The organism is Streptomyces sp. NPDC003943, from assembly GCF_053605265.1.
Genome location: NZ_JBSGIW010000029.1, coordinates 1 through 22,967 on the forward strand (window position 1 = coordinate 1; position 22,967 = coordinate 22,967).

The window sequence follows — 22,967 nt, forward strand, 5'->3', positions numbered from 1 at the left end:
GGGGTGCGTGGCCCACGCCACGTGCCCCGGCCGTCGCCAGTAGATCTACCCGCGAGTACGCTCCTTGTCATGGCAGAAACGAAGCAGGCGGAGCGCAAGGCGGCCAAGCTGGCCAAGGAGATCAAGGCGTTCGCCGGGAAGCACGGCGGCGCCGAGGGCCAGCTCGCCCACATCGGACAGGCGGGCACCCGGATCGTCCTCGTCGGCGAGGACGGCGGCTGGGGCGACCTGGTGGCCCCGACCTACGCGATCGCCCAGGAGGCCGCCGAGAAGGCCGGCCTGACGCTGCACGACGAGTTCGACGGCGACTTCGCCGCGAAGGTCGTCACCGGCCCGTACGAGTGGACCCGCATGGCCGGCATCCAGCTCGGCGGCCCGGCCAACGGCTGAGCCGCGATCGGGGCCCCTCGGGGCCCCGGAGGCAACAACCTCGCGCGGGGCTCACCCGTTAGGAGGGGCGGAAGCCCGTCCACACGTGGGAGCCCCCGAATGATCGACACTCCGATCCTGGTGGACCAGCACTGTCACGGAGTGCTGCGCACGGAGCTCGGCCTCGGCACCTTCGAGACCCACCTCGCCCCGGCCTTCCCCACGGCTCGGTGGGCTCGCCCGGGGGGATCCCCACCGCCGGCCGCGGGCACCACCTTCTTCGACACCCAGACCGGCTTCGCGGTACGCCGCTGGTGCCCGCCGCTCCTCGGACTCGAACCGCACTGCCCGCCCGCGCGCTATCTCGCCCGGCGGCGCGAACTCGGCGTCCTGGAATCGGGCCGGCGCCTGCTGCGCGCCTCCGGCATCGCCACCTACCTCGTCGACACCGGGCCGCCCGGCGACCTGACCGGCCCCGCCGAGCTGGCCGCCACCGGCGCCGCCACCGCGCACGAGATCGTCCGGCTCGAACTCCTCGCCCAGCGGGTCGCCGACGCCTCCGGCACCGTCGACGCGTTCCTGGGCAGGCTGACCGAGGCCGTCCACGGGGCCGCCGGGGGCGCCGTCGCCTTCACCTCCGCCGCCGGGCTGCGGGGCGGGCTCGCCGCCGTCCCCGAGCCGCCGGGGCCCGGCGAGGTGCGCGGCGCGGCGGGACGCTGGCTGGCCCGGCGCCCGGCCGGCGGCGGCGTCGACGACCCCGTGCTCCTGCGCCATCTGCTGTGGGTCGCGGTCGGCGCCGGCCGGCCGCTCCAGCTGCACGTGGGCGACCGGGACCCGGCCGCCCTGGCCGGCTTCGCCGCCGCCACCGGCGGCCTCGGCGCCGACCTGGTGCTGCTGCACGACTCCCCGCACCACCGCCAGGCCGCCCGGCTCGCCGCGCACTTCCCGCACGTCTACGCGGACCTCGGCCCGGTCGTCACCCGCACCGGCGCCCGCGCGGCCGCCGTCCTCGCCGAGTTCCTGGAGCAGGCCCCCTTCGGCAAACTGCTCTTCTCCAGCGGCGCCCGCGGGCTGCCCGAACTGCACGTGGTGGCCGCGCGCGTCTTCCGCGGGGCGGTGACCCGGGTGCTGGGCGAATGGGTCGCGGACGGCGCCTGGTCGCGTGCGGACGCGCAGCGCGTCGCGGAGATGATCGCGGCGGGCAACGCGCGCCGGGTGTACGGCCTCGGTTAGGGCCTACCCGACCCTGATCCGCCGGACAGGCCCTACGCCTTCGCCAGCTCCGGGTCGGCCTGGGCCGGGATCTCCGGGACGGTGACCGGCCGCTCGCGCAGGCTCAGGGCGAGCCGCAGCACCGCGATCCACATCAGCGAGGAACCGAGCATGTGCGCGGCGACGAGCAGCTCGGGCACGCCCGTGAAGTACTGGACGTAGCCGATCACGCCCTGACCGAGCACCACGATCAGCAGCTCGCGGGCGCGCGCCCGGGTGTCGTCCGGGCCGTCCACCACGCGCAGGACCAGCCACATGGCGACCGCCAGGGCGCAGACCAGCCAGGCGGCGACGGCGTGGAGGTGGGCCGCGTTCGTCCAGTCCCACGGCATGCGGGGGACGTCGCTGCTGTCGCCGGCGTGCTTGCCGGCGCCCGTCACCGTCGTACCGAGCGCGATGAGCAGCCCGGAGACGCCGACGGTCGCCCAGGACAGCTTGCGCACCGGGCCCGGCACGCGCGGCTTGGGCGTGGTGTCGCCCTCGGCGGTGCGGTGCCAGGTGATGACGGCCACGGTGAGGAGCGAGTTCGCGGCCAGGAAGTGGCCGGCCACCGTCCACGGGTTGAGCCCCATCCACACGGTGATGCCACCGATGACGGCATTGCTCAGCACGATCCAGAACTGCGCCCAGGCGAGCCGGCTCAGCCCGCGGCGGCGGGGCTTGGCGGAGCGCGCGGCGATGATCGCCCAGCCGACGGCGGCCGACAGGACGTACGTCAGCATGCGGTTGCCGAACTCGACGTAACCGTGGAAGCCCTGTTCCGCGGTGACGATCAGGCTGTCGTCCGTGCACTTCGGCCAGGTGTCGCAGCCGAGGCCGGAGCCGGTCAGCCGGACCGCGCCGCCGGTCACGATGATCAGCACGCTCATCACGACGGCGGAGAGCGCGGCGCGCCGGAGCGTCCGGGGGGACGGGGTCCAGCGCTGGGCGATGAAGGCGAGGGGGGTCTGCACGGTCCACATCGTAGGCGGGGGCTTGTGCACGCTTTCACGAGGGGGTGCTTACGGGGCGAGTCACCCCGAAACGTCACCGCCCCGCTACTCGGGGCACTACTCCCAGCGGAAGAACCTCGCCGCCGCGCCGAGCCCGAGCACCGCCCACACCGCGAGGATCAGCGCGTCGCCCCACGGCATGGCCGCGCCGTGCTGGAGGACGTCCCGGAGCCCGTCGGAGAGCGCCGAGATCGGGAGGAACGCGAGCACGTCGCCGGCGGCGCCGAACTTCTCCAGCGGCACCATCACCCCGCCGCCCACCAGGAGCAGCAGGAAGACCAGGTTCGCGGCGGCCAGCGTCGCCTCCGCCTTCAGCGTGCCGGCCATCAGCAGGCCCAGCCCGGAGAAGGCGGCGGTGCCGAGGACGAGGAGCAGCAGTACGGAGAAAGGGTCGCCCTGCGGCGACCAGCCGAGGGCCAGCGCGATCGCCGTCAGGAGCACCACCTGGAGCACCTCGGTGACCAGCACGGAGAGCGTCTTGGCGGTCATCAGCGCCCAGCGCGGCAGCGGCGAGGCGCCGAGCCGCTTGAGCACCCCGTACCGGCGCTCGAAGCCGGTGGCGATGGCCTGCCCGGTGAAGGCGGTGGACATCACGGCGAGCGCGAGGACGCCCGGGGCGAGGAAGTCGACCGGCTTGCGGGCGCCCGTCTCGACGATGTCCACCGTCGAGAAGAGCACCAGCAGCAGGGAAGGGATGATCACCGTGAGGAGCAGCTGCTCGCCGTTGCGCAGCAGCATCCGGGTCTCCAGGGCGGTCTGCGCGCCGATCATCCGCCCGACCGGCGCGGCTCCCGGCTTCGGCGCGTACGTACCCGTGCTCATCCGCGCAGCTCCTTGCCGGTCAGCTCCAGAAAAACGTCTTCGAGGGTGTGGCGCTCGACCGAGAGGCGGTCGGGCATCACGCCGTGCTGCGCGCACCAGCTGGTGACGGTGGCGAGCAGCTGGGGGTCGACCGTGCCGGTGAGCCGGTAGGTGCCCGGGGTGGTCTCGGCGGCCGCGGTGCCGTCGGGCAGCGCCTTGAGCAGCGAGCCGAGGTCGAGACCGGGGCGGCCGGTGAAGCGCAGGGTGTTCTCGGCGCCGCCGCGGCACAGCTCCTCCGGGCTGCCCTGGGCGGCGACCCGGCCGCCGTCCACGATGGCGACGTCGTCGGCGAGCTCCTCGGCCTCGTTCATGAAGTGCGTGGTGAGGACGACGGTGACGCCGTCGGCGCGCAGTTCGCGGACCAGGTCCCAGGTGGCGCGGCGGGCCTGCGGGTCGAGTCCGGCGGTCGGCTCGTCGAGGAAGACCAGCTCGGGGCGGCCGACGACGGCCATGGCGAGCGACAGGCGCTGCTGCTGGCCGCCGGAGAGGCGCCGGTAGGTGGTGCGGCCGCAGGAGCCGAGGCCGAGGCGCTCGACGAGGGCGTCCACGTCCAGCGGGTGGGCGTGCAGCCTGGCCATGTGGCGCAGCATCTCGTCGGCGCGGGCGCCGGAGTAGATGCCGCCGGACTGGAGCATCACGCCGATCCGGGGGCGCAGTGCGGCGGCGTCGGCGACCGGGTCGAGGCCGAGGACGCGGACGGTGCCGGCGTCCGGCCTGCGGTAGCCCTCGCAGGTCTCGATGGTGGTGGTCTTGCCGGCCCCGTTCGGCCCGAGGACGGCGGTGACGGTGCCCGCCCGGACGTCGAGGTCGAGGCCGTCGACGGCGGTCTTGGTGCCGTACCGCTTGATCAGGCCCCGTACCCGGACGGCGGGCTCGACGGACTCGTTTCGCATGCCGGGAAGTCTAAGGACTCGCCCGTACGGCCGACCCCGGCGGGGTAGAGGCGATGTATGGCGGTCTTCGTCGGTACGTCCGGGTGGCAGTACCGGGACTGGCGGGGCGTGCTCTATCCGGAGGGCGTGCCCCAGCGGCTCTGGCTGGAGGAGTACGCGCGGAGCTTCGCCGCCGTGGAGAACAACAACGCCTTCTACCGGCTGCCCGAGCGCGGGACCTTCGCCGACTGGCGGGAGCGGACGCCCGAGGGCTTCGTGATGGCGGTGAAGGCCAGCCGTTATCTGACTCACATCAAGCGGCTGAAGGATCCGGCGGAGCCGGTGGCGCGGCTGATGGGCCGCGCGGAGGCGCTGGGGGACCGGCTCGGGCCCGTACTGCTCCAGCTGCCGCCGAACCTGCGCGCGGACACCGGGCTGCTCGACGCGGCGCTGGCCCGCTTCCCTGAGGAGGTGCGGGTGGCGGTCGAGCCGCGGCACGAGTCGTGGTGGACGGAGGAGACCGAGGAGGTGCTTTCGCGCCACGGCGCCGCGCTGTGCTGGGCGGACCGGGGCGGGCGGCCGGTGACCCCGCTCTGGCGGACCGCTGACTGGGGCTATCTGCGGCTGCACGAGGGCCGGGCCCGGCCCTTCCCCTCGTACGGCCGGCAGGCGCTGGTGAGCTGGGCGGCGCGGCTCGCGGAGAGCTGGCCGGACCGGGCGGACGTGTTCGTTTTCTTCAACAACGACGTGGGCGGGGCGGCTGTCCGCAACGCGGAATCCTTCGTCCACTTGGTGAAGACCTCGGGACGGTCGGCGCGGGTCCCGGCGGGGTGATCCGGGGACCTCGGAGCGGCCGGAAACCGCTGGTCATCCGGGTCGTGATTCGTCCTACGAATGATCGTTTCCGCAGGTCAGGTAAGCCTTACCTGTGTGAGGCACCGCACCGTCGCGGCTCCGGACCTCGCTTGTCAGTCCGTGATTAATTACGCAACAATGGCGTTGTGAAAAACGTCGGTGAGGCTCCCACGGAGGAACTCGCGACCGGTGAACGCTCCACGCGGAACCGGGTCGCGCGCTCCATCCTGGACCACGGTCCCTCGACCGTCGCCGACCTGGCACAGCGGCTCGGCCTCACCCAGGCCGCCGTCCGTCGCCACCTCGACTCGCTGGTGGGCGACAACGTCGTGGAGGCGCGCGAGAAGCGGGTCTACGGGACCCGCACCCGCGGCCGCCCCGCCAAGGTCTTCTCGCTCACCGACTGCGGCCGGGACGCCTTCGACCAGTCGTACGACAAACTGGCCGTGGAGGCGCTGCGCTGGATCGAGCGGAACGCCGGCGGAGAAGCGGCCGTCGCCGCCTTCGCCCGGGACCGGATCGAGGCCCAGGCCGAGGCGTACCGCGAGGCCGTCGAGTCCGCCGACCCCGCCCAGCGCACCGAGGCCCTGGCCAAGGCGCTGAGTGCCGACGGGTACGCTGCCACCGCGCGTCACGCGCCGGTCGGCGAGCAGCTCTGCCAGCACCACTGCCCGGTCGCCCACGTCGCCGAGCAGTACCCGCAGCTGTGCGAGGCGGAGACGGAGATCTTCTCCCGTCTCCTCGGGACCCACGTCCAGCGTCTGGCCACCATCGCGCATGGTGACGGCGTCTGCACGACGTTCATCCCCGACATCGCGCACGGCGCCCCACAGACCACTTCATCCACAGCATCCGCAAGCACGGCCGGGAGGAACCCCGCATGACCACCGAGATCAGCCACCCCGAGCTCGAGGGCCTGGGTCGGTACGAGTACGGCTGGGCCGACTCGGACGCGGCAGGCTCCACCGCCAAGCGCGGTCTCTCCGAGGACGTCGTCCGCGACATCTCGGCCAAGAAGAACGAGCCCGAGTGGATGCTGAAGCTGCGCCTCAAGGGTCTGCGGCTGTTCGACAAGAAGCCCATGCCGACCTGGGGCTCCGACCTGTCGGGCATCGACTTCGACAACATCAAGTACTTCGTGCGGTCCACCGAGAAGCAGGCCGAGTCCTGGGAGGACCTGCCGGAGGACATCAAGAACACGTACGACAAGCTCGGCATCCCGGAGGCGGAGAAGCAGCGCCTCGTCGCCGGTGTCGCCGCCCAGTACGAGTCCGAGGTCGTCTACCACCAGATCCGTGAGGACCTGGAGGAGCAGGGCGTCATCTTCGTCGACACCGACACCGCGCTGAAGGAGCACGAGGAGCTCTTCAAGGAGTACTTCGGCACCGTCATCCCGGTCGGCGACAACAAGTTCGCCTCCCTGAACACGGCCGTGTGGTCCGGCGGCTCGTTCATCTACGTGCCGAAGGGCGTGCACGTCGAGATCCCGCTCCAGGCCTACTTCCGCATCAACACGGAGAACATGGGCCAGTTCGAGCGGACGCTGATCATCGTCGACGAGGACGCCTACGTCCACTACGTCGAGGGCTGCACCGCCCCGATCTACTCCTCGGACTCGCTGCACAGCGCCGTGGTCGAGATCATCGTCAAGAAGGGCGGCCGCTGCCGCTACACGACCATCCAGAACTGGTCGAACAACGTCTACAACCTGGTGACCAAGCGCGCCGTCGCCTACGAGGGCGCCACCATGGAGTGGGTCGACGGCAACATCGGCTCCAAGGTCACCATGAAGTACCCGGCCGTCTACCTGATGGGCGAGCACGCCAAGGGCGAGACTCTGTCCATCGCCTTCGCGGGCGAGGGCCAGCACCAGGACGCCGGCGCCAAGATGGTCCACATGGCCCCGAACACCTCGTCGAGCATCGTCTCGAAGTCGGTGGCGCGCGGTGGCGGCCGCACCTCCTACCGCGGTCTGATCGAGATCGGCGAGGGCGCCCCCGGCGCCAAGTCGAACGTCCTCTGCGACGCGCTGCTCGTCGACACGATCTCCCGCTCGGACACGTACCCCTACGTGGACGTGCGCGAGGACGACGTCACCATGGGTCACGAGGCCACCGTCTCCAAGGTCTCCGAGGACCAGCTCTTCTACCTGATGCAGCGCGGCCTGACCGAGCAGGAGGCCATGGCGATGATCGTGCGCGGTTTCGTCGAGCCGATCGCCAAGGAGCTGCCGATGGAGTACGCGCTGGAGCTGAACCGGCTGATCGAGCTGCAGATGGAAGGCGCGGTCGGCTAAGAGCCCCGCACCAGAACCCGCAGCGACCGATTTCTTACGCAGGAAGAGAGCAACACGACAGCCATGGCTGACGCCCAGAACATCCCCGCGGGCTCCACCACCGCGGGCTCGATCGCGGTGGCCGCCGAGTCCACCGTCGCCACGCGCATGAGCGCCCCGCCGTCCTTCGACGTCGCGGACTTCCCCGTCCCGCACGGCCGCGAGGAGGAGTGGCGCTTCACCCCGCTGGAGCGGCTCCGCGGCCTGCACGACGGCACCGCCGCCGCCACCGGCGAGGGCGTCCGCGTCGAGATCGAGGCCCCCGAGGGCGTCACCGTGGAGACCGTGGGCCGCGACGACGCGCGCCTCGGCAAGGCCGGCAAGCCGGTCGACCGCGTCGCCGCCCAGGCGTACTCCTCCTTCGAGAAGGCGTCGGTCGTCACCGTCGCCAAGGAGGCCGTGCTCACCGAGCCGATCCGCATCAACGTGCACGGCCAGGGCGGGGTCGCCTTCGGCCACCAGGTGATCGAGGTCGGCGCCTTCGCCGAGGCCGTCGTCGTCATCGACCACACCGGCGACGGCGTGCTCGCCGCCAACCTGGACTACGTCCTGGGTGACGGCGCCAAGCTGACCGTCGTCTCCGTCCAGGACTGGGACGAGAAGGCCGTCCACGTCGCCCAGCACAACGCCCTGGTCGGCCGCGACGCCTCCTTCAAGTCGGTCGTCGTGACCTTCGGCGGCGACGTGGTCCGCCTCCACCCGCGCGTCGAGTACGCGGCCCCCGGCGGCGAGGCCGAGCTCTTCGGCCTGTACTTCACCGACGCCGGCCAGCACCAGGAGCACCGCCTCCTGGTCACCCACAACACCCCGCACTGCAAGTCCAACGTGGCCTACAAGGGCGCGCTGCAGGGCCAGGACGCGCACGCGGTGTGGATCGGTGACGTCCTCATCGAGGCCAAGGCCGAGGGCACCGACACCTACGAGCTCAACCGGAACCTCGTCCTCACCGACGGCGCCCGGGTCGACTCGGTCCCGAACCTGGAGATCGAGACCGGCGAGATCGCCGGCGCCGGCCACGCCTCCGCCACCGGCCGCTTCGACGACGAGCAGCTCTTCTACCTGATGGCCCGCGGCATCCCGGAGACCGAGGCCCGCCGCCTCGTCGTCCGCGGCTTCTTCGCCGAGCTGGTCCAGCAGATCGGCATCGCGGACGTCGAGGAGCGCCTGATCGCCAAGATCGAGGCCGAGCTGGAGGCGTCCGTCTGATGGCCTTCGTCCGCGCCTGTGCGCTGAGCGAGCTGGCCGAGGACACCCCCAAGCGGGTGGAACTCGACGGCACGCCGGTGTCCCTCGTCCGCACCGAGGGCGAGGTGTTCGCGATCCACGACATCTGCTCGCACGCGAACGTCTCCCTCTCGGAGGGCGAGGTCGAGGACTGCCAGATCGAGTGCTGGCTGCACGGCTCCGCGTTCGACCTGCGCACCGGCAAGCCGTCCGGCCTTCCCGCGACGCGCCCCGTCCCCGTATACCCCGTAAAGATCGAAGGGGACGATGTGCTCGTCTCCGTCACCCAGGAGTCCTGAGTCACCCATGGCAACGCTTGAAATCCGCGACCTGCACGTCTCCGTCGAGGCCGAGAACGGCCCCCGGGAGATCCTCAAGGGCGTCGACCTGACCGTGAAGCAGGGCGAGACCCACGCCATCATGGGCCCCAACGGCTCCGGCAAGTCGACCCTGGCGTACTCCCTGGCCGGCCACCCGAAGTACACGATCACCGGCGGCACCGTCACCCTCGACGGCGAGGACGTCCTGGAGATGTCGGTCGACGAGCGCGCCCGCGCCGGCGTCTTCCTGGCCATGCAGTACCCGGTCGAGGTCCCCGGCGTCTCGGTCTCCAACTTCCTGCGCACCTCCGCCACCGCCGTCCGCGGCGAGGCCCCGAAGCTGCGCCTCTGGGTGAAGGAGGTCAAGGAGGCCATGGAGAAGCTCCAGATGGACCCGGCCTTCGCCGAGCGCAACGTCAACGAGGGCTTCTCCGGCGGTGAGAAGAAGCGTCACGAGATCCTCCAGCTCGAGCTGCTCAAGCCGAAGATCGCGATCCTCGACGAGACGGACTCCGGCCTCGACGTCGACGCCCTTCGCATCGTCTCCGAGGGCGTCAACCGCGTCCGCGAGACCGGCGAGGTCGGCACCCTGCTGATCACGCACTACACGCGCATCCTGCGCTACATCAAGCCCGACTTCGTGCACGTGTTCGCGAACGGCCGCATCGTCGAGTCCGGCGGCGCCGAGCTCGCCGACCAGCTGGAGAACGAGGGCTACGACAAGTACGTGAAGGGTGGCGCATCCGCGTGACTTCCGCCCATCAGGGGCTGACCGGCCTCCTCGACACCGAGGCGATCCGCAAGGACTTCCCGCTGCTGGATCGTCTGGTCCACGACGGCAAGAAGATCGTGTACCTCGACTCGGCGGCGACCTCGCAGAAGCCGCGCCAGGTGCTCGACGCTCTCAACGCCTACTACGAGCGGCACAACGCGAATGTCCACCGCGGCGTCTACACCGTCGCCGAGGAGGCCACCGCGCTGTACGAGGGTGCCCGCGACAAGGTCGCCGCCTTCATCAACGCGCCGAGCCGCGACGAGGTGATCTTCACCAAGAACGCCTCCGAGTCGCTCAACCTCGTGGCCAACATGCTGGGCTGGGCCGACGAGCCCTACCGCGTGGACCACGAGACCGAGATCGCCATCACGGAGATGGAGCACCACTCCAACATCGTGCCGTGGCAGCTGCTCGCGCAGCGCACCGGCGCGAAGCTGAAGTGGTTCGGCCTCACGGACGACGGTCGCCTCGACCTGTCGAACATCGAAGAGGTCATCACCGAGAAGACCAAGATCGTCTCCTTCACGCTGGTCTCGAACCTGCTGGGCACGATCAACCCGGTCGAGACGATCATCCGCCGTGCCCAGGAGGTCGGCGCCCTCGTCTGCATCGACGCCTCGCAGGCCGCCCCGCACATGGTGCTCGACGTGCAGGCGCTGCAGGCCGACTTCGTGGCCTTCACCGGCCACAAGATGTGCGGCCCGACCGGCATCGGCGTGCTGTGGGGACGGCAGGAGCTCCTGGAGGACCTGCCGCCGTTCCTCGGTGGCGGCGAGATGATCGAGACCGTCTCGATGCACTCCTCCACCTACGCGCCGGCCCCGCACAAGTTCGAGGCGGGTACGCCTCCGATCGCCCAGGCCGTCGGCCTCGGCGCGGCCGTGGACTACCTGTCGGCGATCGGCATGGAGAACATCGCGCGCCACGAGCACGCGATCACCGAGTACGCCGTCCAGCGCCTCCAGGAGGTGCCGGACCTGCGGATCATCGGCCCGACCACGGCCGAGGACCGCGGTGCGGCGATCTCCTTCACGCTCGGCGACATCCACCCGCACGACGTGGGCCAGGTCCTCGACGAGCAGGGCATCGCCGTCCGCGTCGGCCACCACTGCGCGCGCCCGGTCTGCCTGCGGTACGGAATTCCGGCGACCACGCGGGCGTCGTTCTATCTGTACTCCACTCCGGCCGAGGTCGACGCCCTGGTCGCGGGCCTGGAGCACGTCCGTAACTTCTTCGGATAGGGCGGCTGACCTGTGAAGCTGGATTCGATGTACCAGGACGTCATCCTGGACCACTACAAGCACCCCCACGGGCGGGGCTTGCGGCCCGGCGACGCCGAGGTGCACCACGTCAACCCGACCTGCGGTGACGAGATCACGCTCCGGGTGAAGTACGACGGCGAGCGCATCGAGGACGTGTCGTACGAGGGCCAGGGCTGTTCCATCAGCCAGGCGTCGGCCTCCGTGCTCAACGAGCTGCTCGTCGGCAAGGAGCTGGCCGAGGCGCAGAAGATCCAGGGCACCTTCCTGGAGCTGATGCAGTCCAAGGGCCAGATCGAGCCGGACGACGCCATGGAGGAGATCCTGGAGGACGCGGTCGCGTTCGCCGGCGTCTCCAAGTACCCGGCCCGGGTGAAGTGCGCGCTGCTCAGCTGGATGGCGTGGAAGGACGCGACGGCCCAGGTCCTGGGCGGGGACGACCAGAAGTCTGTGAGGAAGTCGGCATGACCGAGAACGCCGAGGCCATCATGAAGCCGGCCTCCGAGGAAGAGATCCGCGAGGCGCTGTACGACGTCGTCGACCCCGAGCTGGGCATCGACGTGGTCAACCTGGGCCTGATCTACGGCATCCACGTCGACGACTCGAACGTCGCGACGCTGGACATGACCCTGACGTCGGCGGCCTGTCCGCTGACCGACGTGATCGAGGACCAGGCGAAGGCCGCGACCGACGGCATCGTCAGCGAGCTGAAGATCAACTGGGTCTGGATGCCCCCGTGGGGCCCGGACAAGATCACGGACGACGGGCGCGAGCAGCTGCGCGCGCTGGGCTTCAACGTCTGACGTACCTGCCGTACGTACGAGGGCCGCACTCCTGTGGGAGTGCGGCCCTTCGTGCCGTTCAGACGATCTGCTGGGCCAGGACCGGGGCCAGGTTCTCCTTGCGGATGCGCTGGTCGACGTAGAGCAGTGCGCTGACCAGCGGCTGGAACGGGGCGAGGACGGCCTGCACGAGCATCTGCACGAAGCCGAGGACCATCATCGAGCCGAGCATGGCGGAGAGCACCTCGCCGGGGGACGCGCTCTCGTCGGGGCCGTACAGGGGCATCGAGAACGCGCTGCCCATGGAGAGGATCTGCTGCAGCACGAAGCTGATGACGCCCACGATCAGGGAGGCGACGAGGCCGTAGCCGAAGACCCGCCACCAGTCGCCGCGCACCAGGGCGGAGGAGCGGCGCAGCGAGGCCATCGGGCCCTGGTTCTCGACGACGGCGACGGCCGGGGCCAGGCTGAACTTCACCCAGAGCCAGAGGCAGACCGGGAGGGTCAGCACGGCGAGGAGGAAGAGCAGACCGCCGACGCCGGCCAGGGCCGCCGCGGGCGGGGCGTCGGACTCGGACGAGCCGATGCCCGCGACCATGCCGACGATCAGCAGGACGACGCCGACCATGAAGAGCAGCATGGGGACGAGCGTGGCCAGGGCCGAGAGCAGGACCGAGCCGATCACCGAACCGAGCCGCGACCAGGCGCGGCGCCAGACGGCGACGAAGCCGACGGGACGGCCGAGCACCGCCTCCTGGACCACGGCCGGCGCGGCGGCGCCGACCAGACCGGTGGTGACGAGCAGGCCGAGCATGCCGACGACCCAGAGGCAGCCGAAGGCGACGATCAGCGGCTGGAAGTCGGCGAAGTCCGGGCTCGTGTGCGGGGGCAGGTGGGTCAGCCGGTCGAGGTCGTCCTTGACCGCGTTGTAGGCGAGCAGGAGGCCGCCGCCGACCAGGACCGCCTCGCCCGCGTACGCCGCCACCGCGACACCGATCAGCGGCTTCCAGTAGCGGCCGTAGGTGCTGAAGGCTCCGGTCAGGAGCTCCCCCAGGCCCAGCGGGGCCAGGGGTATCACGCCGGGCTTCGGCGGGGGCGGCGGAGGCGGGTAGCCGTAGCCGTACGGTCCTGGAGCGTATGTCATGGGCACACCGTATCGGGAGCCGATGCGTACGGACGTACACATGCATGCGTACACTCGTACACATGGGATACGGACTGCTCGCGGGCGCCATCGCGGCGGAGATATTCGCCACCACCTCGATGAAGTACAGCGAGGGCTTCAGCAGGCTCTGGCCCTCCCTGCTCACCGGCGCCGGCTACCTCGTCTCCTTCGTGCTCCTCTCCCGGGCGCTCAAGACGCTCCAGGTCGGCACCGCCTACGCCATCTGGTCCGGGGCCGGCACCGCCGTCGTCGCCGCCATCGGCTACCTCTTCCTCGGCGAGAGCCTGGGCCTCGCCAAGATCGCCGGCATCGTGCTGATCATCGCCGGCGTCGCCGTCCTCAACCTCGGCGGCGCGCACTGATGGCCCGCCCCCGCCGCCACGACCCCGACCGGCGCGAGCGGATCGTCGACGCCGCGCTGCGCGTCGTCGGCCGGGCCGGGCTCGCGGGCCTCAGCCACCGCACCGTCGCCGCCGAGGCCGACGTGCCGCTCGGCTCCACCACGTACCACTTCGCGTCCCTCGACGAACTCCTCGTCGCCGCGCTCCACCGGGTCAACGCCAACTTCGGCGCCCGCCTCCGGCAGGGCCCCGAGATCGCCGCGCCCGATCTGGCCGCCGGCCTGGCCGCCCTCATGCGGGAGTGGCTCGCCGGCGAACGCACCGGCGTGGAGCTGGAGTACGAGCTCTACCTCGCCGCCCTGCGCCGCCCCGCCCTGCGCCCCGTCGCCGCCGAGTGGGCCGACGAGGTGGTCTCCGCGCTGACCCCGCGGACCGGACCCCGCACCGCCCGCGCCCTGGTCGCCCTCATGGACGGCATCAGCCTCCAGGTGCTGCTCACCGGCGCGCCGTACGACGAGGAGTACGCCCGGGAGATGCTGGCCCGGATCCTGAACGAAGACCCGAAAGGGCGGGCCGGGACCTCGTCGGAACCGCCCACGGCGCCGACCGCCACCTGAGACCGGTTGGCCCGCGCCCGGCCCCGACCGTTAGGTTTTCCGTCATGACCACTGCTCCTCGCACCACCGGCGCCGTCGCCGCCGGCCTCGCCACCATCGCCGGTGACGGCACCGTTCTCGACACCTGGTTCCCCGCCCCCGAGCTGACCGACGCCCCCGGCCCGGCCGGCACCGAGCGGCTCGACGCCGACGCCGCCGTGAACGCCCTCGGCGAGGGCGCCGCCAAGGCCCTCGGCGTGGACGCCCGCCGCGGTGTCGAGGTGGTCGCCGTCCGCACCGTCATCGCCTCCCTGGACGACAAGCCGCTCGACGCGCACGACGCCTACCTGCGTCTGCACCTGCTCAGCCACCGCCTGGTCAAGCCGCACGGCCAGAGCCTGGACGGCGTCTTCGGCCTGCTCGCCAACGTCGCCTGGACCTCGCTCGGCCCGGTCGCCGTCGAAGACATCGAGAAGGTGCGGCTCAACGCCCGCGCCGAGGGCCTGCACCTCCAGGTCACCTCGATCGACAAGTTCCCCCGCATGACCGACTACGTCGTGCCCGCCGGCGTCCGCATCGCCGACGCCGACCGCGTCCGCCTCGGCGCCCACCTCGCGGCCGGCACCACCGTCATGCACGAGGGCTTCGTCAACTTCAACGCCGGCACCCTCGGCACCTCCATGGTCGAGGGCCGCATCTCCGCCGGCGTCGTCGTCGGCAACGGCTCCGACATCGGCGGCGGTGCCTCCACCATGGGCACCCTGTCCGGCGGCGGCAACGTGATCATCTCCATCGGCGAGCGCTGCCTGATCGGCGCCGAGGCGGGCGTCGGCATCGCGCTCGGCGACGAGTGCGTCGTCGAGGCCGGTCTGTACGTCACCGCCGGCACCCGGGTCACCATGCCCGACGGCGAGATCGTCAAGGCCCGCGAGCTCTCCGGCGCCTCCAACATCCTCTTCCGCCGCAACTCGGTCTCCGGCGCCGTCGAGGCCCGCCCGAACAACGCGGTCTGGGGCGGCCTGAACGAGATCCTGCACAGCCACAACTGAGGCTCGTCGCCGTGAGACGGCCCGTCGCCCCCGGAATCCACCGCCCGGGGCGGGGGGCCGTCCGGCACGATCCCCCTCGTCCCAGGCCGGACCTGCCGGGTCAGCGCGGTCAGAGCACCAGCTTGAAGCCGTCGTGGCTGCGGGCGAAGCCCAGCGAGTCGTAGAAGCGGTGGGCCTCGGTCCGGGACTTGTTGCTGGTCAGCTGGACGAGCCCGCAGCCACGCGCGCGGGCCCGGGCGATCGCGCTGCGCATCAGTTCGCGGCCGAGCCCGCCGCCGCGGCGGTCGGCCCGGACGCGTACGGCCTCGAACAGGGCCCGCTCGGCGCCGCCCTTGCCGAGGCCGGGGATGTAGGTCGCCTGGAGACAGCCGAGGACCAGGCCGTCGTCGTCCACCAGCACCAGCATCTCGTTGCGCGCGTCGGCCTCGATGTCCGCGAACGCCCGCTCGTAGGCGGGGGTCACGGTCACCGAGGCCGGGTCCACCACCCGCTCCTCGTCGGCGAGCAGCGCGAGGACGGCGGGCAGGTCGGCACGGGTGGCGGGACGCAGGATCACGGCCGCAGTCTCGCACACCCGTGCGCACTGGTGATCAAGGGCGGAAGCGCAGCACCTGCGGGTCGTGGTCGCTGTTCTGGTCCGCGAACTCCGCGTTGATGTGCACCGAGTCGTACTCGAAGTGGTGCACGCCGGGGCTGGTCAGGATCTGGTCGAGGACCTGGCTGTTGCCCTGGTAGACGTACGAGTAGCGCTCGCTCTCCGGCAGCGACAGCATGGCCGGGTAGAGCGCGCCGCCGTCGGTCATCGCCTGCGTGGTGCCGGAGAACTCGAAGTCGTTCATGTCGCCGACCACGAGCACGTTCGCCTGCTTGTCGACGGCCTCGATGTCCTTGACGAAGGCGTTGACGGCCTGCGCCTGGAGCAGTCGCTTGGTCTCGGAGGAACGGTTCGGCGGCTGGTGCTGGGAGACGATCGACTCGTCGCCGCCCTTCGAGGTGAGGTGGTTCGCGACCACGATCACGGTGCGGCCGCGGAAGCGGAACTCGCCCGCGAGCGGCTTGCGGCTGTTCTCCCAGGCCGGGTTCGCCGGGTCGATGCGGCCGGGGGAGAGGCTGAGGTGGGCGTCGCCCTTGGTGCCGGTGACGGCGACCGGGGTGGTCGCGTCGCCGCCCGCGCGGTCCACGAAGGAGACCCGCTCGGGGTTGAAGAGGAAGACCTGACGGATGTTGCCGCCGGGCTCGCCGCCGTCCTTGCCGTTCTGCGGGTCGATCGAGCGCCACTCGTACGCCGGACCGCCGGCCGCCGCGATCGCCGCCGTGAACTTCTTCAGCGTCTCGCCGGCCGTGACCGTGCCGTCGTTCTTGGCGCCGTTGTCGTCCTGGATCTCCTCCAGGGCGACGATGTCGGGCGAGGCGAGGTTCTCGACGACCGCCTTCGCGAGCGCGTCGAACTTCTCCTGCGGGTCGGTCGGGTCGAGGTTCTCCACGTTGTACGTGGCGACCGCCAGCTCGTTCTTGTGCTGGCGCTCCGTCACCTCGCGCTCCAGGCCCATGTCGACGTGCTCGCCGAGCGTGCGGGCCACCAGGGTGTAGCCGCCGTACTGGTTGAAGTCCAGCGGGCCCTCGGTGGTGCCGGTCAGCCAGTCGCCGACGTTGGCCTTCGGGAAGGGCTGCTGCGCGAGCGGCGCGAGCTGCTGGATCTGGAGCCGGCCGGTGTTCTGCGCGTCGTACGAGCCGTAGACCGTGCCGCCGCGGCTGTTGTCGTTCTCGAACGGCTTCACCGTCACCCACAGCTCGGCGTACGGGTCGGTGGCGCCGACCACGCGTGAGGAGCCGATTTCGACGTTCATGCCCTCCAGGGACTCGTAGTAGTCCAGGGCGTACGTCTCCGGGTCGAGCGTCAGCCCGTTGATCGAGCCGCCGGCCGCCGGGTCGCCCGCCGGGGCGTACGCCTCGGGGACCGAGCCGGACCAGACGTCGACGGGCGCCGGGACCTCGTTGCCCTTGGAGACGACCGTGATGACCGGCTTGGAGATCTGGGTCAGCGACTGGTTGCCGGAGTTCAGTCCGCCGGGCACGTACTCGGTCACCGTGCCGTTGACGCTCACCGCGTCGCCGACGGCGACGGTCGGGACGGAGCTCGTGAAGACGAAGATGCCTTCGCTGGTGGCCGGGTTGTCGTCGGCGTCCGGATCCTGGATCCAGAATCCACGCGAACCGTAGGTCCGCACGCCGGTGACGACGCCGGTCACCCCGCTCACCTGCTTGCCGACCAGCGGCGAGGTGCGGGTGGTGCCCTGGATGTCGTGGATCCGGGCGGGGATGGCCGCGCCGGCGACGGTCGCGGTGGTCACCGCCTCGTCGGCGGAGGCCGCCGTGCCGCCGAGCAGACCGGCGGCGAGGGCGGCGGAGACGACGGCGGCGACGGCCGCGGATCTCGGTATGGAGGAAGACATCAAGGCACTCCGTGGGGATTTGGACGAACGATCGAAAGATCTACGCGCGTCAATTTCGATGCAGAGCAGCACACTTGTCAAGGGTCGACGGGTGTACGAAGGCTGACGCCCCGATGAACCGGCGGACCGCCCCCGGAATGCGTCTACGCTGAAGGTCGCGCCGCCTTGCCGCCGCGCCGGCGCGCGACCGTCCCGTCCCCGCCCTCCCCCGTGGCCTCAACGGCACGGGAGGTACCCCATCGCCGAGGAGAACACCCGACATGGCACCGGACCACCCGACCCTTCCCCCCGTTCGGCTGCCCTCGGACGCGGAGCTGGCGCGGGAGGCCCTGGCCGCCCCCCTCCTCACCCGCGCCGTGCGGCTCGCCCGCTGGGCCGGCCCGGAGACCCGGGTGGGCGCGGGCGGCGAACTCGTCGACGAGCAGCTGCCCGCCGCCGCCGAGGCCCTCGGCCTGGCCGGCGACGAGGACGGCGAGGCGTACGCCAGCGAGGCCTGGCGGGTCGCCGTCGACACCGGCCTCGTCGAGGTCCACGACCCCGAGGACGCCGACGACACGGCCGACGGCGAGGGCGCCGCGGGCAGTGGGGACGAGGAGGCCGGCACCGTCACCGTCGGCGAGAACCTCGGCCTGCTCACCGCCGGTTCGCCGCAGGACGTCCTCGCCGTCTGGCTCGACGGCTTCGACGCCGTCTTCTCCGACGCCACCGCGCCCTACATCGACGACCTCGACGCGCTCGTCGGCCCCGACGGCCAGATCGACTTCGAGGCCCTCGACTGGGACCCGGAGGGCGAGGCCGAGTTCCTGGAGGGCGTCCTCGGCAACCTCTACCTGCTGACCGTCACCGAGGGCGGCGCCGGCGAGGGGCCGGTGCCGCTGCCCGCGCTCGCCGCCTCGATGGTCGTCCCCGACGACATGAGCGAGCCCACCGACGCCGTCCTGGAGCAGGTCTCCGACGCGATGATGCGGCTCGACGAGCAGTTCCGGATCCTGGAGCCGATCGGCCTCGTCGAGTACCAGCCCGTCGACGAGGCCCTGATGGTCGAGGAGGGCGAGCAGGGCCCGGCCGAGCCCGCCGCGCCCTTCGACGACGAGGACGTCAGCCGCTACGGCATGGTCCGGCTCACCCCGCTCGGTCTCTACGGCGTCCGCGCCCGGATGCTGGAGGCCGGCCTCACCGCTCCCGCCGTCGGCGAGCTCGCCGACAAGGGCGCCGACGTGCTGCTCGACGGCCTCGCCCACTACCCGCAGGCCGCCGCCCGCGCCGAGACCGCCGGCTGGCTCGCCGCCCGCGACGCCTCCACCGCGGCCGCCGAGCTGCTCGCCGCCGCCCGCGGCAGCGACCCCGGCGCCCCGCTGCGCCGGCTCCACGCCCAGCAGGCCCTCTCCCTCGTCGGCCCGGACGCCGAACCGGCCGTACGGGAGGTCCTCGACGACCCCGAACTCGGCGGCCTCGCCCGGGTCTGGCTCGCCGAGCGCGGCGCGGCGGACATCCCGGCCCCGCCCGAGTCGATGATCTTCTGGCTGGCCGTCGACACCATCGCCGCCCACCTCGACGCCGACGGCGACCTGGAGGAACTCCAGGACCTCATCGAGGGCCTGACCGGCCGTCACGGCGGCTTCTTCGAGGAGGTGTGGCGCGTCGACCACCCGGCCACCGCCGACGTCCTCGACGCCATGGGCCGCCTCCACCGCGACAAGCCGTCGGCGAAGGAGGCCCGCAAGGCGGCGTTCAAGGCGAGGTCGCGGGGCTGACGGGGGTACGGGGCCGGGCCCGGCCGGGCCCGGCTCACGTCCGCAGGTACGACGCCCCGTTCATGTCGAGCACCGTCCCCGAGGCCCACTCCGCCTCCGGGGACGCCAGCCACAGCACCGCCGCGGCGATCTCCTCCGGGCTCGCCACCCGGCCGAACGGGGACTGGGTGCGAATGGCCTCGCCCTCCGGGCCGGTGAGCCTCGGCGCCACCCGCTCCGTCGCGAAGAATCCCGGCGCCACCGAGGCGACCCCGATGCCGTGCGGGGCGAGGGCCACGGCGAGGGACTGGCCGAGCGCGTGGACGGCGGCCTTCGTGGCGCCGTACGCCGGGTGGTCCGGCTCGCCGCGGAAGGCGCCGCGCGAGCCGATGTTGACGATGCGGCCGCCGGTCCCTCCCTCGATCATCCGGTGCGCCGCGCGGTGGCTGAGATACGCGGTGCCGAGCAGGTTCACGGAGACGTGCCGCTGCCACAGCTCCGCCCACTCCTCGTACGGCGTCGTCGCCGGAGGGTGCGGCAGGTTCACGGCCGCGTTGTTGACCAGGACGTCCAGGCCGCCGAGCGCCTCGGCCGCCGTGTCCGCGACCCGGCCGGCCTCCGCCGGGTCGGCCAGGTCGCCGGAGACCAGGGCGTGGCCGGTGCCGTCGAGGGAGTCGAGGGTCGCGCGGGCCTCGTCGGCGCGCGAGCCGTAATGCACGCACACCCGGTCGCCGTTGGCCGCGAAGGCCCGGGCCACCGCGCGGCCCAGGCCGCGCGACGCGCCGCTGACCAGTACGCGCCTACCGTACGGGGGCAGGTTCATGGAGGATCGCCTTTCTGTTCAAGTGCCGTTTATACGGGGGCGCGACCGTGTGCCGCGACACCAGGTGACAACAGGTGACGACAGGAAGAAGACCGTCATGTCCCAGACCCGCAGAGAGTTCGCCAAGAAGTCCGTCGCGGCGGGCGCCGGCCTCGCCCTCACCGGCGCCGTCGGTGCGCTCGCCACCGCGCCGCAGGCCCTGGCCGCCGACGATTACGAGGTGAGCAGCGGCGCCGCCGGCGGAAACGGCCACGGCCGTACCCTCGGCTACGGCGAGCTGGTCGCCGATCCGGACGGCATCCTGGCCCTCCCCGAGGGCTTCACCTACCGGGTCGTCACCCACAGCGGCGTCACCCGCCTGGAGACCGGCGAGTTCACGCCCTCCAACCACGACGGCACCGCCACCTTCGACGGCCCGCGCGGCACCACGTACCTCGTCAACAACCACGAGCTCAAGGGCCCGCGTTCCAAGTGGACCTACCCCGTCCCGCTCACCGAGGGCCTGGTCTACGACCCGGCGGCCGCCGGCGGCTGCACGGTCGTCGAGGTGCACCGCGACGGCACGGTCGCCGAGTGGGTCGGCATCGCCGGCACGTCCACCAACTGCGCGGGCGGCCGCACCCCCTGGGGCACCTGGCTGACCTGCGAGGAGACCGAGGACCTGGCCGGCAAGAACGGCATGACCAAGGACCACGGTTACGTCTTCGAGGTCGACCCGCACGACCAGGGCGCGAACCTCGACCCGAAGCCCGTCAAGGCCTTCGGGCGCTACGCCCACGAGGCCGTCGTCGTCGACCCCAGGCGCGGCCACGTCTACCTCACCGAGGACGCCGCCGGCCCCAACGGCCTGTTCTACCGCTGGGTCCCGCCGCACGGCTTCGAGCACGGCCGCGGGCAGCTCGCGACGCTCGCCGACGACGCGGGCCGGCTCCAGGCGCCCCGGTGCTTCGACTCCGCCGGACAGTACGTCGACGACCTCTCCCGCGCCACGCGGATCGGCACCGTCTACGGCGTGGACTGGGTCGACGTCGAGGACCGCGACGCCCGTACGGTCTCGGTGCGCAAGCAGTTCGGCGAGGGCGAGGTGACCCGCGCCCGCAAGCTGGAGGGCATGTGGTGGGGCGACGGCGGCGCGTACGTCGTCTCCTCGTACGCCCGCGAGGAGAGCCCCGTCGCGCACGACGGCCAGGTCTGGTTCTACGACCCGAAGCGCCGCACGCTCACCCTCCAGGTGCTGCTCGGCGTCAACGCCGCACCGGAGCAGGACGGCGCCTTCGACGGTCCCGACAACATCACCGTCTCCCCGTACGGCGGCCTCGTCATCGCCGAGGACGGCGAGGGCGTCAACCACCTCTTCGGCGCGACCGAGAGCGGCCGCACCTACCCGATCGCCCGCAACGACCTGAACGACAGCGAGTTCACCGGCGTGACCTTCTCGCCCGACGGCGACACCCTCTTCGCCAACATCCAGAACCCGGGCATCATGCTCGCGATCACCGGCCCCTGGCGCCGCCAGCCGCGCCGCTGAGCCGACCGCCGACCGGGCCCCGCGCACGCCCGCGCGAGGCCCGGTCGGCCTCAGAGCGCCTGGGCGGCGGGCTTCACCATGCCCCGCACGGTGCGGGACTTCACGAAGTCGCCGATCGCCGTCATCTCCCACTCGCCGGAGAACTGGCGGATGAGCTTGGCCATCATCACGCCCGTCTGCGGCTCCGCCGTGGTCAGGTCGAAGCGGACCAGCTCCTCGCCGGTCGTCCCGTCGATCAGCCGGCAGTACGCCTTGGCGACCTCGGTGAACTTCTGGCCGGAGAAGGAGTTGACGGTGAAGACCAGACCCGTGGTGTCGGCCGGCAGCCGGCCCAGGTCGACGACGATGACCTCGTCGTCGCCCGCGCCCTCGCCGGTCAGGTTGTCGCCGGAGTGCTTGACGGCGCCGTCGAGGATGGACAGCTTGCCGAAGTAGCAGCTGTCGATGTGGTTGCGCTGCGGACCGTACGCGATGACGGAGGCGTCCAGGTCGATGTCCCGGCCGCGGTAGGCGGGCTCCCAGCCGAGGCCCATCTTGACCGTGGAGAGCAGCGGGCGGCCGCCCTTGACCAGGGACACGGTCTGGTTCTTCTGCAGGCTGACCCGGCCCTTGTCCAGGTTGATCTTCCCGGTGCCGACCGGCGGCGCAGCCGGGGGAGCGGGGGGAGCGGGGGGCGCCGGGGGAGCGGTGGGAGGCGCGGGCGGGGTCTGCCAGGACGGCGGGGCGGCGGGGGCCTGCGCGGGCGCGGGGGCGGCGGCGGGCGCGGGGGCCGGCGTGGGCTCCTCGTCCACCGACACACCGAAGTCGGTCGCGATGCCGGCGAGCCCGTTCGCGTATCCCTGACCCACCGCGCGGGCCTTCCACGCCCCGCCGCGCAGATAGATCTCCATGACCACGAGCGCCGTCTCGGTGGCGAGCCGCGGCGGGGTGAAGGTGGCGAGGACGCTGCCGTCGTCCGCGTTCCGCAGCGTGGCGGTGGGCTCGATGCCCTGGAAGGTCTGGCCCGCGGCGTCCGGGCTCGCGGTGACCACGATCTTCTCGACGCCGGCCGGCACGGCGGAGGTGTCCACCAGGATGGCGTCGGGCGCCGCGCCGCCGCCGGAGCGGTACGTGACACCGGGGCCTGACGGCTGGTTGTAGAAGATGAAGTCGTCGTCGGAACGCACCTTGCCGTTGGCGCCGAGCAGCAGGCCCGAGACGTCGAGCCGCACCGGGGCGGCGACGTCCACCGCCACGCGCGCGGCGGTGAGAGGGATGTTCGAGCCGGGGGTCATAGCGGTCATGCCCCGGGTAACGAACGACCTCCCTTTGCCGTTCCCTTACCTGCGCCCGGTTCGGCCACCCCGGTGAAATATTCTTTCGA

General features: G+C 71.8%; 24 protein-coding genes. 16 read left to right on the top strand and 8 right to left on the bottom strand.

Features of this window, described 5'->3' with window-relative positions:
* Positions 1-69: 69 nt before the first annotated feature.
* Positions 70-390, top strand: a complete 321-nt coding sequence (locus ACWEV0_RS14745; RefSeq protein WP_453149664.1) for a hypothetical protein — start codon at positions 70-72, stop codon at positions 388-390.
* Positions 391-489: 99 nt separating this feature from the next.
* The gene (locus ACWEV0_RS14750) at positions 490-1,602 is read left to right on the top strand and encodes an amidohydrolase family protein (RefSeq protein WP_453149665.1); all 1,113 of its coding nucleotides are present in this window, start codon (positions 490-492) and stop codon (positions 1,600-1,602) included.
* Positions 1,603-1,634: 32 nt separating this feature from the next.
* Here ACWEV0_RS14750 and ACWEV0_RS14755 read toward each other — a convergent pair whose 3' ends face one another.
* The 3 genes from ACWEV0_RS14755 to ACWEV0_RS14765 all read right to left on the bottom strand — a co-directional run bounded on the left by ACWEV0_RS14755 (position 1,635) and on the right by ACWEV0_RS14765 (position 4,387).
* A complete protein-coding gene (locus tag ACWEV0_RS14755) occupies positions 1,635-2,603 on the bottom strand; it encodes a COX15/CtaA family protein (RefSeq protein ID WP_453149666.1) in 969 nt (322 codons plus the stop codon).
* Positions 2,604-2,690: 87 nt separating this feature from the next.
* A complete protein-coding gene (locus tag ACWEV0_RS14760) occupies positions 2,691-3,455 on the bottom strand; it encodes an ABC transporter permease (protein ID WP_453149667.1) in 765 nt (254 codons plus the stop codon).
* Positions 3,452-4,387 (bottom strand): ABC transporter ATP-binding protein, encoded by a 936-nt coding sequence (locus ACWEV0_RS14765; RefSeq protein WP_453149668.1) that lies wholly within the window; start codon positions 4,385-4,387, stop codon positions 3,452-3,454. The genes ACWEV0_RS14760 and ACWEV0_RS14765 overlap by 4 nt, the downstream gene beginning before the upstream one ends.
* Positions 4,388-4,444: 57 nt before the next feature.
* Between ACWEV0_RS14765 and ACWEV0_RS14770 the strand changes: the two genes are divergently transcribed.
* The 9 genes from ACWEV0_RS14770 to ACWEV0_RS14810 all read left to right on the top strand — a co-directional run bounded on the left by ACWEV0_RS14770 (position 4,445) and on the right by ACWEV0_RS14810 (position 11,937).
* Complete coding sequence (locus ACWEV0_RS14770) at positions 4,445-5,200, top strand: DUF72 domain-containing protein (RefSeq protein ID WP_453149669.1); 756 nt, start codon at positions 4,445-4,447, stop codon at positions 5,198-5,200.
* A 167-nt stretch (positions 5,201-5,367) separates the two neighbouring features.
* A complete protein-coding gene (locus ACWEV0_RS14775; protein ID WP_453149670.1) occupies positions 5,368-6,105 on the top strand; it encodes a helix-turn-helix transcriptional regulator in 738 nt (245 codons plus the stop codon).
* The gene (gene sufB / locus ACWEV0_RS14780; RefSeq protein ID WP_451606183.1) at positions 6,102-7,517 is read left to right on the top strand and encodes a Fe-S cluster assembly protein SufB; all 1,416 of its coding nucleotides are present in this window, start codon (positions 6,102-6,104) and stop codon (positions 7,515-7,517) included. Before ACWEV0_RS14775 ends, sufB begins: the two co-directional genes overlap by 4 nt.
* Positions 7,518-7,580: 63 nt before the next feature.
* Positions 7,581-8,762: a Fe-S cluster assembly protein SufD gene (sufD, locus tag ACWEV0_RS14785; RefSeq protein WP_453149671.1), complete on the top strand. Its 1,182-nt coding sequence runs from the start codon at positions 7,581-7,583 to the stop codon at positions 8,760-8,762.
* The gene (locus ACWEV0_RS14790; protein WP_403797819.1) at positions 8,762-9,079 is read left to right on the top strand and encodes a non-heme iron oxygenase ferredoxin subunit; all 318 of its coding nucleotides are present in this window, start codon (positions 8,762-8,764) and stop codon (positions 9,077-9,079) included. The genes sufD and ACWEV0_RS14790 overlap by 1 nt, the downstream gene beginning before the upstream one ends.
* Positions 9,080-9,086: 7 nt before the next feature.
* On the top strand, positions 9,087-9,851 hold the full coding sequence (sufC, locus tag ACWEV0_RS14795; protein WP_370411691.1) for a Fe-S cluster assembly ATPase SufC: 765 nt from the start codon (positions 9,087-9,089) through the stop codon (positions 9,849-9,851).
* Positions 9,848-11,116 carry a cysteine desulfurase gene (locus ACWEV0_RS14800; RefSeq protein ID WP_451606181.1) on the top strand — a complete coding sequence of 423 codons (1,269 nt, stop codon included), beginning with the start codon at positions 9,848-9,850 and terminating at the stop codon, positions 11,114-11,116. Before sufC ends, ACWEV0_RS14800 begins: the two co-directional genes overlap by 4 nt.
* 12 nt (positions 11,117-11,128) lie before the next feature.
* Positions 11,129-11,602 carry a Fe-S cluster assembly sulfur transfer protein SufU gene (gene sufU / locus ACWEV0_RS14805; RefSeq protein ID WP_403797810.1) on the top strand — a complete coding sequence of 158 codons (474 nt, stop codon included), beginning with the start codon at positions 11,129-11,131 and terminating at the stop codon, positions 11,600-11,602.
* Entirely contained in the window at positions 11,599-11,937 is a 339-nt protein-coding gene (locus ACWEV0_RS14810; RefSeq protein WP_451606180.1) for a metal-sulfur cluster assembly factor, read from the top strand. Before sufU ends, ACWEV0_RS14810 begins: the two co-directional genes overlap by 4 nt.
* Before the next feature lie 58 nt (positions 11,938-11,995).
* Here the strand turns inward: ACWEV0_RS14810 and ACWEV0_RS14815 are convergent, their stop codons facing one another.
* Entirely contained in the window at positions 11,996-13,060 is a 1,065-nt protein-coding gene (locus ACWEV0_RS14815) for a DUF7847 domain-containing protein (protein ID WP_453149672.1), read from the bottom strand.
* 62 nt (positions 13,061-13,122) lie between these two features.
* Between ACWEV0_RS14815 and ACWEV0_RS14820 the strand changes: the two genes are divergently transcribed.
* From ACWEV0_RS14820 to dapD, 3 genes are read left to right on the top strand one after another with little or no spacing between them, the layout of a single operon-like run.
* Positions 13,123-13,443 carry a DMT family transporter gene (locus ACWEV0_RS14820; RefSeq protein ID WP_453149673.1) on the top strand — a complete coding sequence of 107 codons (321 nt, stop codon included), beginning with the start codon at positions 13,123-13,125 and terminating at the stop codon, positions 13,441-13,443.
* Entirely contained in the window at positions 13,443-14,039 is a 597-nt protein-coding gene (locus tag ACWEV0_RS14825; protein ID WP_453149674.1) for a TetR/AcrR family transcriptional regulator, read from the top strand. The genes ACWEV0_RS14820 and ACWEV0_RS14825 overlap by 1 nt, the downstream gene beginning before the upstream one ends.
* A 44-nt stretch (positions 14,040-14,083) precedes the next feature.
* Complete coding sequence (dapD, locus tag ACWEV0_RS14830) at positions 14,084-15,067, top strand: 2,3,4,5-tetrahydropyridine-2,6-dicarboxylate N-succinyltransferase (protein ID WP_453149675.1); 984 nt, start codon at positions 14,084-14,086, stop codon at positions 15,065-15,067.
* Between the two features lie 109 nt (positions 15,068-15,176).
* On the opposite strand, the gene ACWEV0_RS14835 is transcribed toward dapD, so the two are convergent.
* Together ACWEV0_RS14835 and ACWEV0_RS14840 are read right to left on the bottom strand one after the other, a co-directional pair.
* Positions 15,177-15,623 carry an N-acetyltransferase family protein gene (locus ACWEV0_RS14835; RefSeq protein ID WP_453149676.1) on the bottom strand — a complete coding sequence of 149 codons (447 nt, stop codon included), beginning with the start codon at positions 15,621-15,623 and terminating at the stop codon, positions 15,177-15,179.
* A gap of 34 nt (positions 15,624-15,657) precedes the next feature.
* Positions 15,658-17,520, bottom strand: a complete 1,863-nt coding sequence (locus ACWEV0_RS14840) for an endonuclease/exonuclease/phosphatase family protein (protein WP_453149677.1) — start codon at positions 17,518-17,520, stop codon at positions 15,658-15,660.
* 260 nt (positions 17,521-17,780) lie between these two features.
* On the opposite strand from ACWEV0_RS14840, the gene ACWEV0_RS14845 reads away from it, so the two are divergent.
* Positions 17,781-19,274, top strand: a complete 1,494-nt coding sequence (locus ACWEV0_RS14845; RefSeq protein WP_453149678.1) for a hypothetical protein — start codon at positions 17,781-17,783, stop codon at positions 19,272-19,274.
* Positions 19,275-19,308: 34 nt separating this feature from the next.
* On the opposite strand, the gene ACWEV0_RS14850 is transcribed toward ACWEV0_RS14845, so the two are convergent.
* On the bottom strand, positions 19,309-20,076 hold the full coding sequence (locus tag ACWEV0_RS14850; protein ID WP_453149679.1) for an SDR family NAD(P)-dependent oxidoreductase: 768 nt from the start codon (positions 20,074-20,076) through the stop codon (positions 19,309-19,311).
* Positions 20,077-20,173: 97 nt separating this feature from the next.
* On the opposite strand from ACWEV0_RS14850, the gene ACWEV0_RS14855 reads away from it, so the two are divergent.
* Complete coding sequence (locus ACWEV0_RS14855; protein WP_453149680.1) at positions 20,174-21,604, top strand: alkaline phosphatase PhoX; 1,431 nt, start codon at positions 20,174-20,176, stop codon at positions 21,602-21,604.
* Between the two features lie 50 nt (positions 21,605-21,654).
* Here the strand turns inward: ACWEV0_RS14855 and ACWEV0_RS14860 are convergent, their stop codons facing one another.
* Positions 21,655-22,878 carry a TerD family protein gene (locus ACWEV0_RS14860; protein ID WP_453149724.1) on the bottom strand — a complete coding sequence of 408 codons (1,224 nt, stop codon included), beginning with the start codon at positions 22,876-22,878 and terminating at the stop codon, positions 21,655-21,657.
* Between the last annotated feature and the right edge of the window lie 89 nt (positions 22,879-22,967).

Excerpts from the sequence above, each read along its gene's own strand:
- ACWEV0_RS14745 (WP_453149664.1), top strand. The coding sequence starts at position 70 with ATGGCAGAAACGAAGCAGGCGGAGCGCAAGGCGGCCAAGCTGGCCAAG.
- ACWEV0_RS14750 (WP_453149665.1), top strand. The coding sequence starts at position 490 with ATGATCGACACTCCGATCCTGGTGGACCAGCACTGTCACGGAGTGCTG.
- ACWEV0_RS14755 (WP_453149666.1), bottom strand. The coding sequence starts at position 2,603 with ATGTGGACCGTGCAGACCCCCCTCGCCTTCATCGCCCAGCGCTGGACC.
- ACWEV0_RS14760 (WP_453149667.1), bottom strand. The coding sequence starts at position 3,455 with ATGAGCACGGGTACGTACGCGCCGAAGCCGGGAGCCGCGCCGGTCGGG.
- ACWEV0_RS14765 (WP_453149668.1), bottom strand. The coding sequence starts at position 4,387 with ATGCGAAACGAGTCCGTCGAGCCCGCCGTCCGGGTACGGGGCCTGATC.
- ACWEV0_RS14770 (WP_453149669.1), top strand. The coding sequence starts at position 4,445 with ATGGCGGTCTTCGTCGGTACGTCCGGGTGGCAGTACCGGGACTGGCGG.
- sufB (WP_451606183.1), top strand. The coding sequence starts at position 6,102 with ATGACCACCGAGATCAGCCACCCCGAGCTCGAGGGCCTGGGTCGGTAC.
- sufD (WP_453149671.1), top strand. The coding sequence starts at position 7,581 with ATGGCTGACGCCCAGAACATCCCCGCGGGCTCCACCACCGCGGGCTCG.
- ACWEV0_RS14790 (WP_403797819.1), top strand. The coding sequence starts at position 8,762 with ATGGCCTTCGTCCGCGCCTGTGCGCTGAGCGAGCTGGCCGAGGACACC.
- sufC (WP_370411691.1), top strand. The coding sequence starts at position 9,087 with ATGGCAACGCTTGAAATCCGCGACCTGCACGTCTCCGTCGAGGCCGAG.
- ACWEV0_RS14810 (WP_451606180.1), top strand. The coding sequence starts at position 11,599 with ATGACCGAGAACGCCGAGGCCATCATGAAGCCGGCCTCCGAGGAAGAG.
- ACWEV0_RS14815 (WP_453149672.1), bottom strand. The coding sequence starts at position 13,060 with ATGACATACGCTCCAGGACCGTACGGCTACGGCTACCCGCCTCCGCCG.
- ACWEV0_RS14820 (WP_453149673.1), top strand. The coding sequence starts at position 13,123 with ATGGGATACGGACTGCTCGCGGGCGCCATCGCGGCGGAGATATTCGCC.
- ACWEV0_RS14825 (WP_453149674.1), top strand. The coding sequence starts at position 13,443 with ATGGCCCGCCCCCGCCGCCACGACCCCGACCGGCGCGAGCGGATCGTC.
- dapD (WP_453149675.1), top strand. The coding sequence starts at position 14,084 with ATGACCACTGCTCCTCGCACCACCGGCGCCGTCGCCGCCGGCCTCGCC.
- ACWEV0_RS14840 (WP_453149677.1), bottom strand. The coding sequence starts at position 17,520 with ATGTCTTCCTCCATACCGAGATCCGCGGCCGTCGCCGCCGTCGTCTCC.
- ACWEV0_RS14845 (WP_453149678.1), top strand. The coding sequence starts at position 17,781 with ATGGCACCGGACCACCCGACCCTTCCCCCCGTTCGGCTGCCCTCGGAC.
- ACWEV0_RS14850 (WP_453149679.1), bottom strand. The coding sequence starts at position 20,076 with ATGAACCTGCCCCCGTACGGTAGGCGCGTACTGGTCAGCGGCGCGTCG.
- ACWEV0_RS14855 (WP_453149680.1), top strand. The coding sequence starts at position 20,174 with ATGTCCCAGACCCGCAGAGAGTTCGCCAAGAAGTCCGTCGCGGCGGGC.
- ACWEV0_RS14860 (WP_453149724.1), bottom strand. The coding sequence starts at position 22,878 with ATGACCCCCGGCTCGAACATCCCTCTCACCGCCGCGCGCGTGGCGGTG.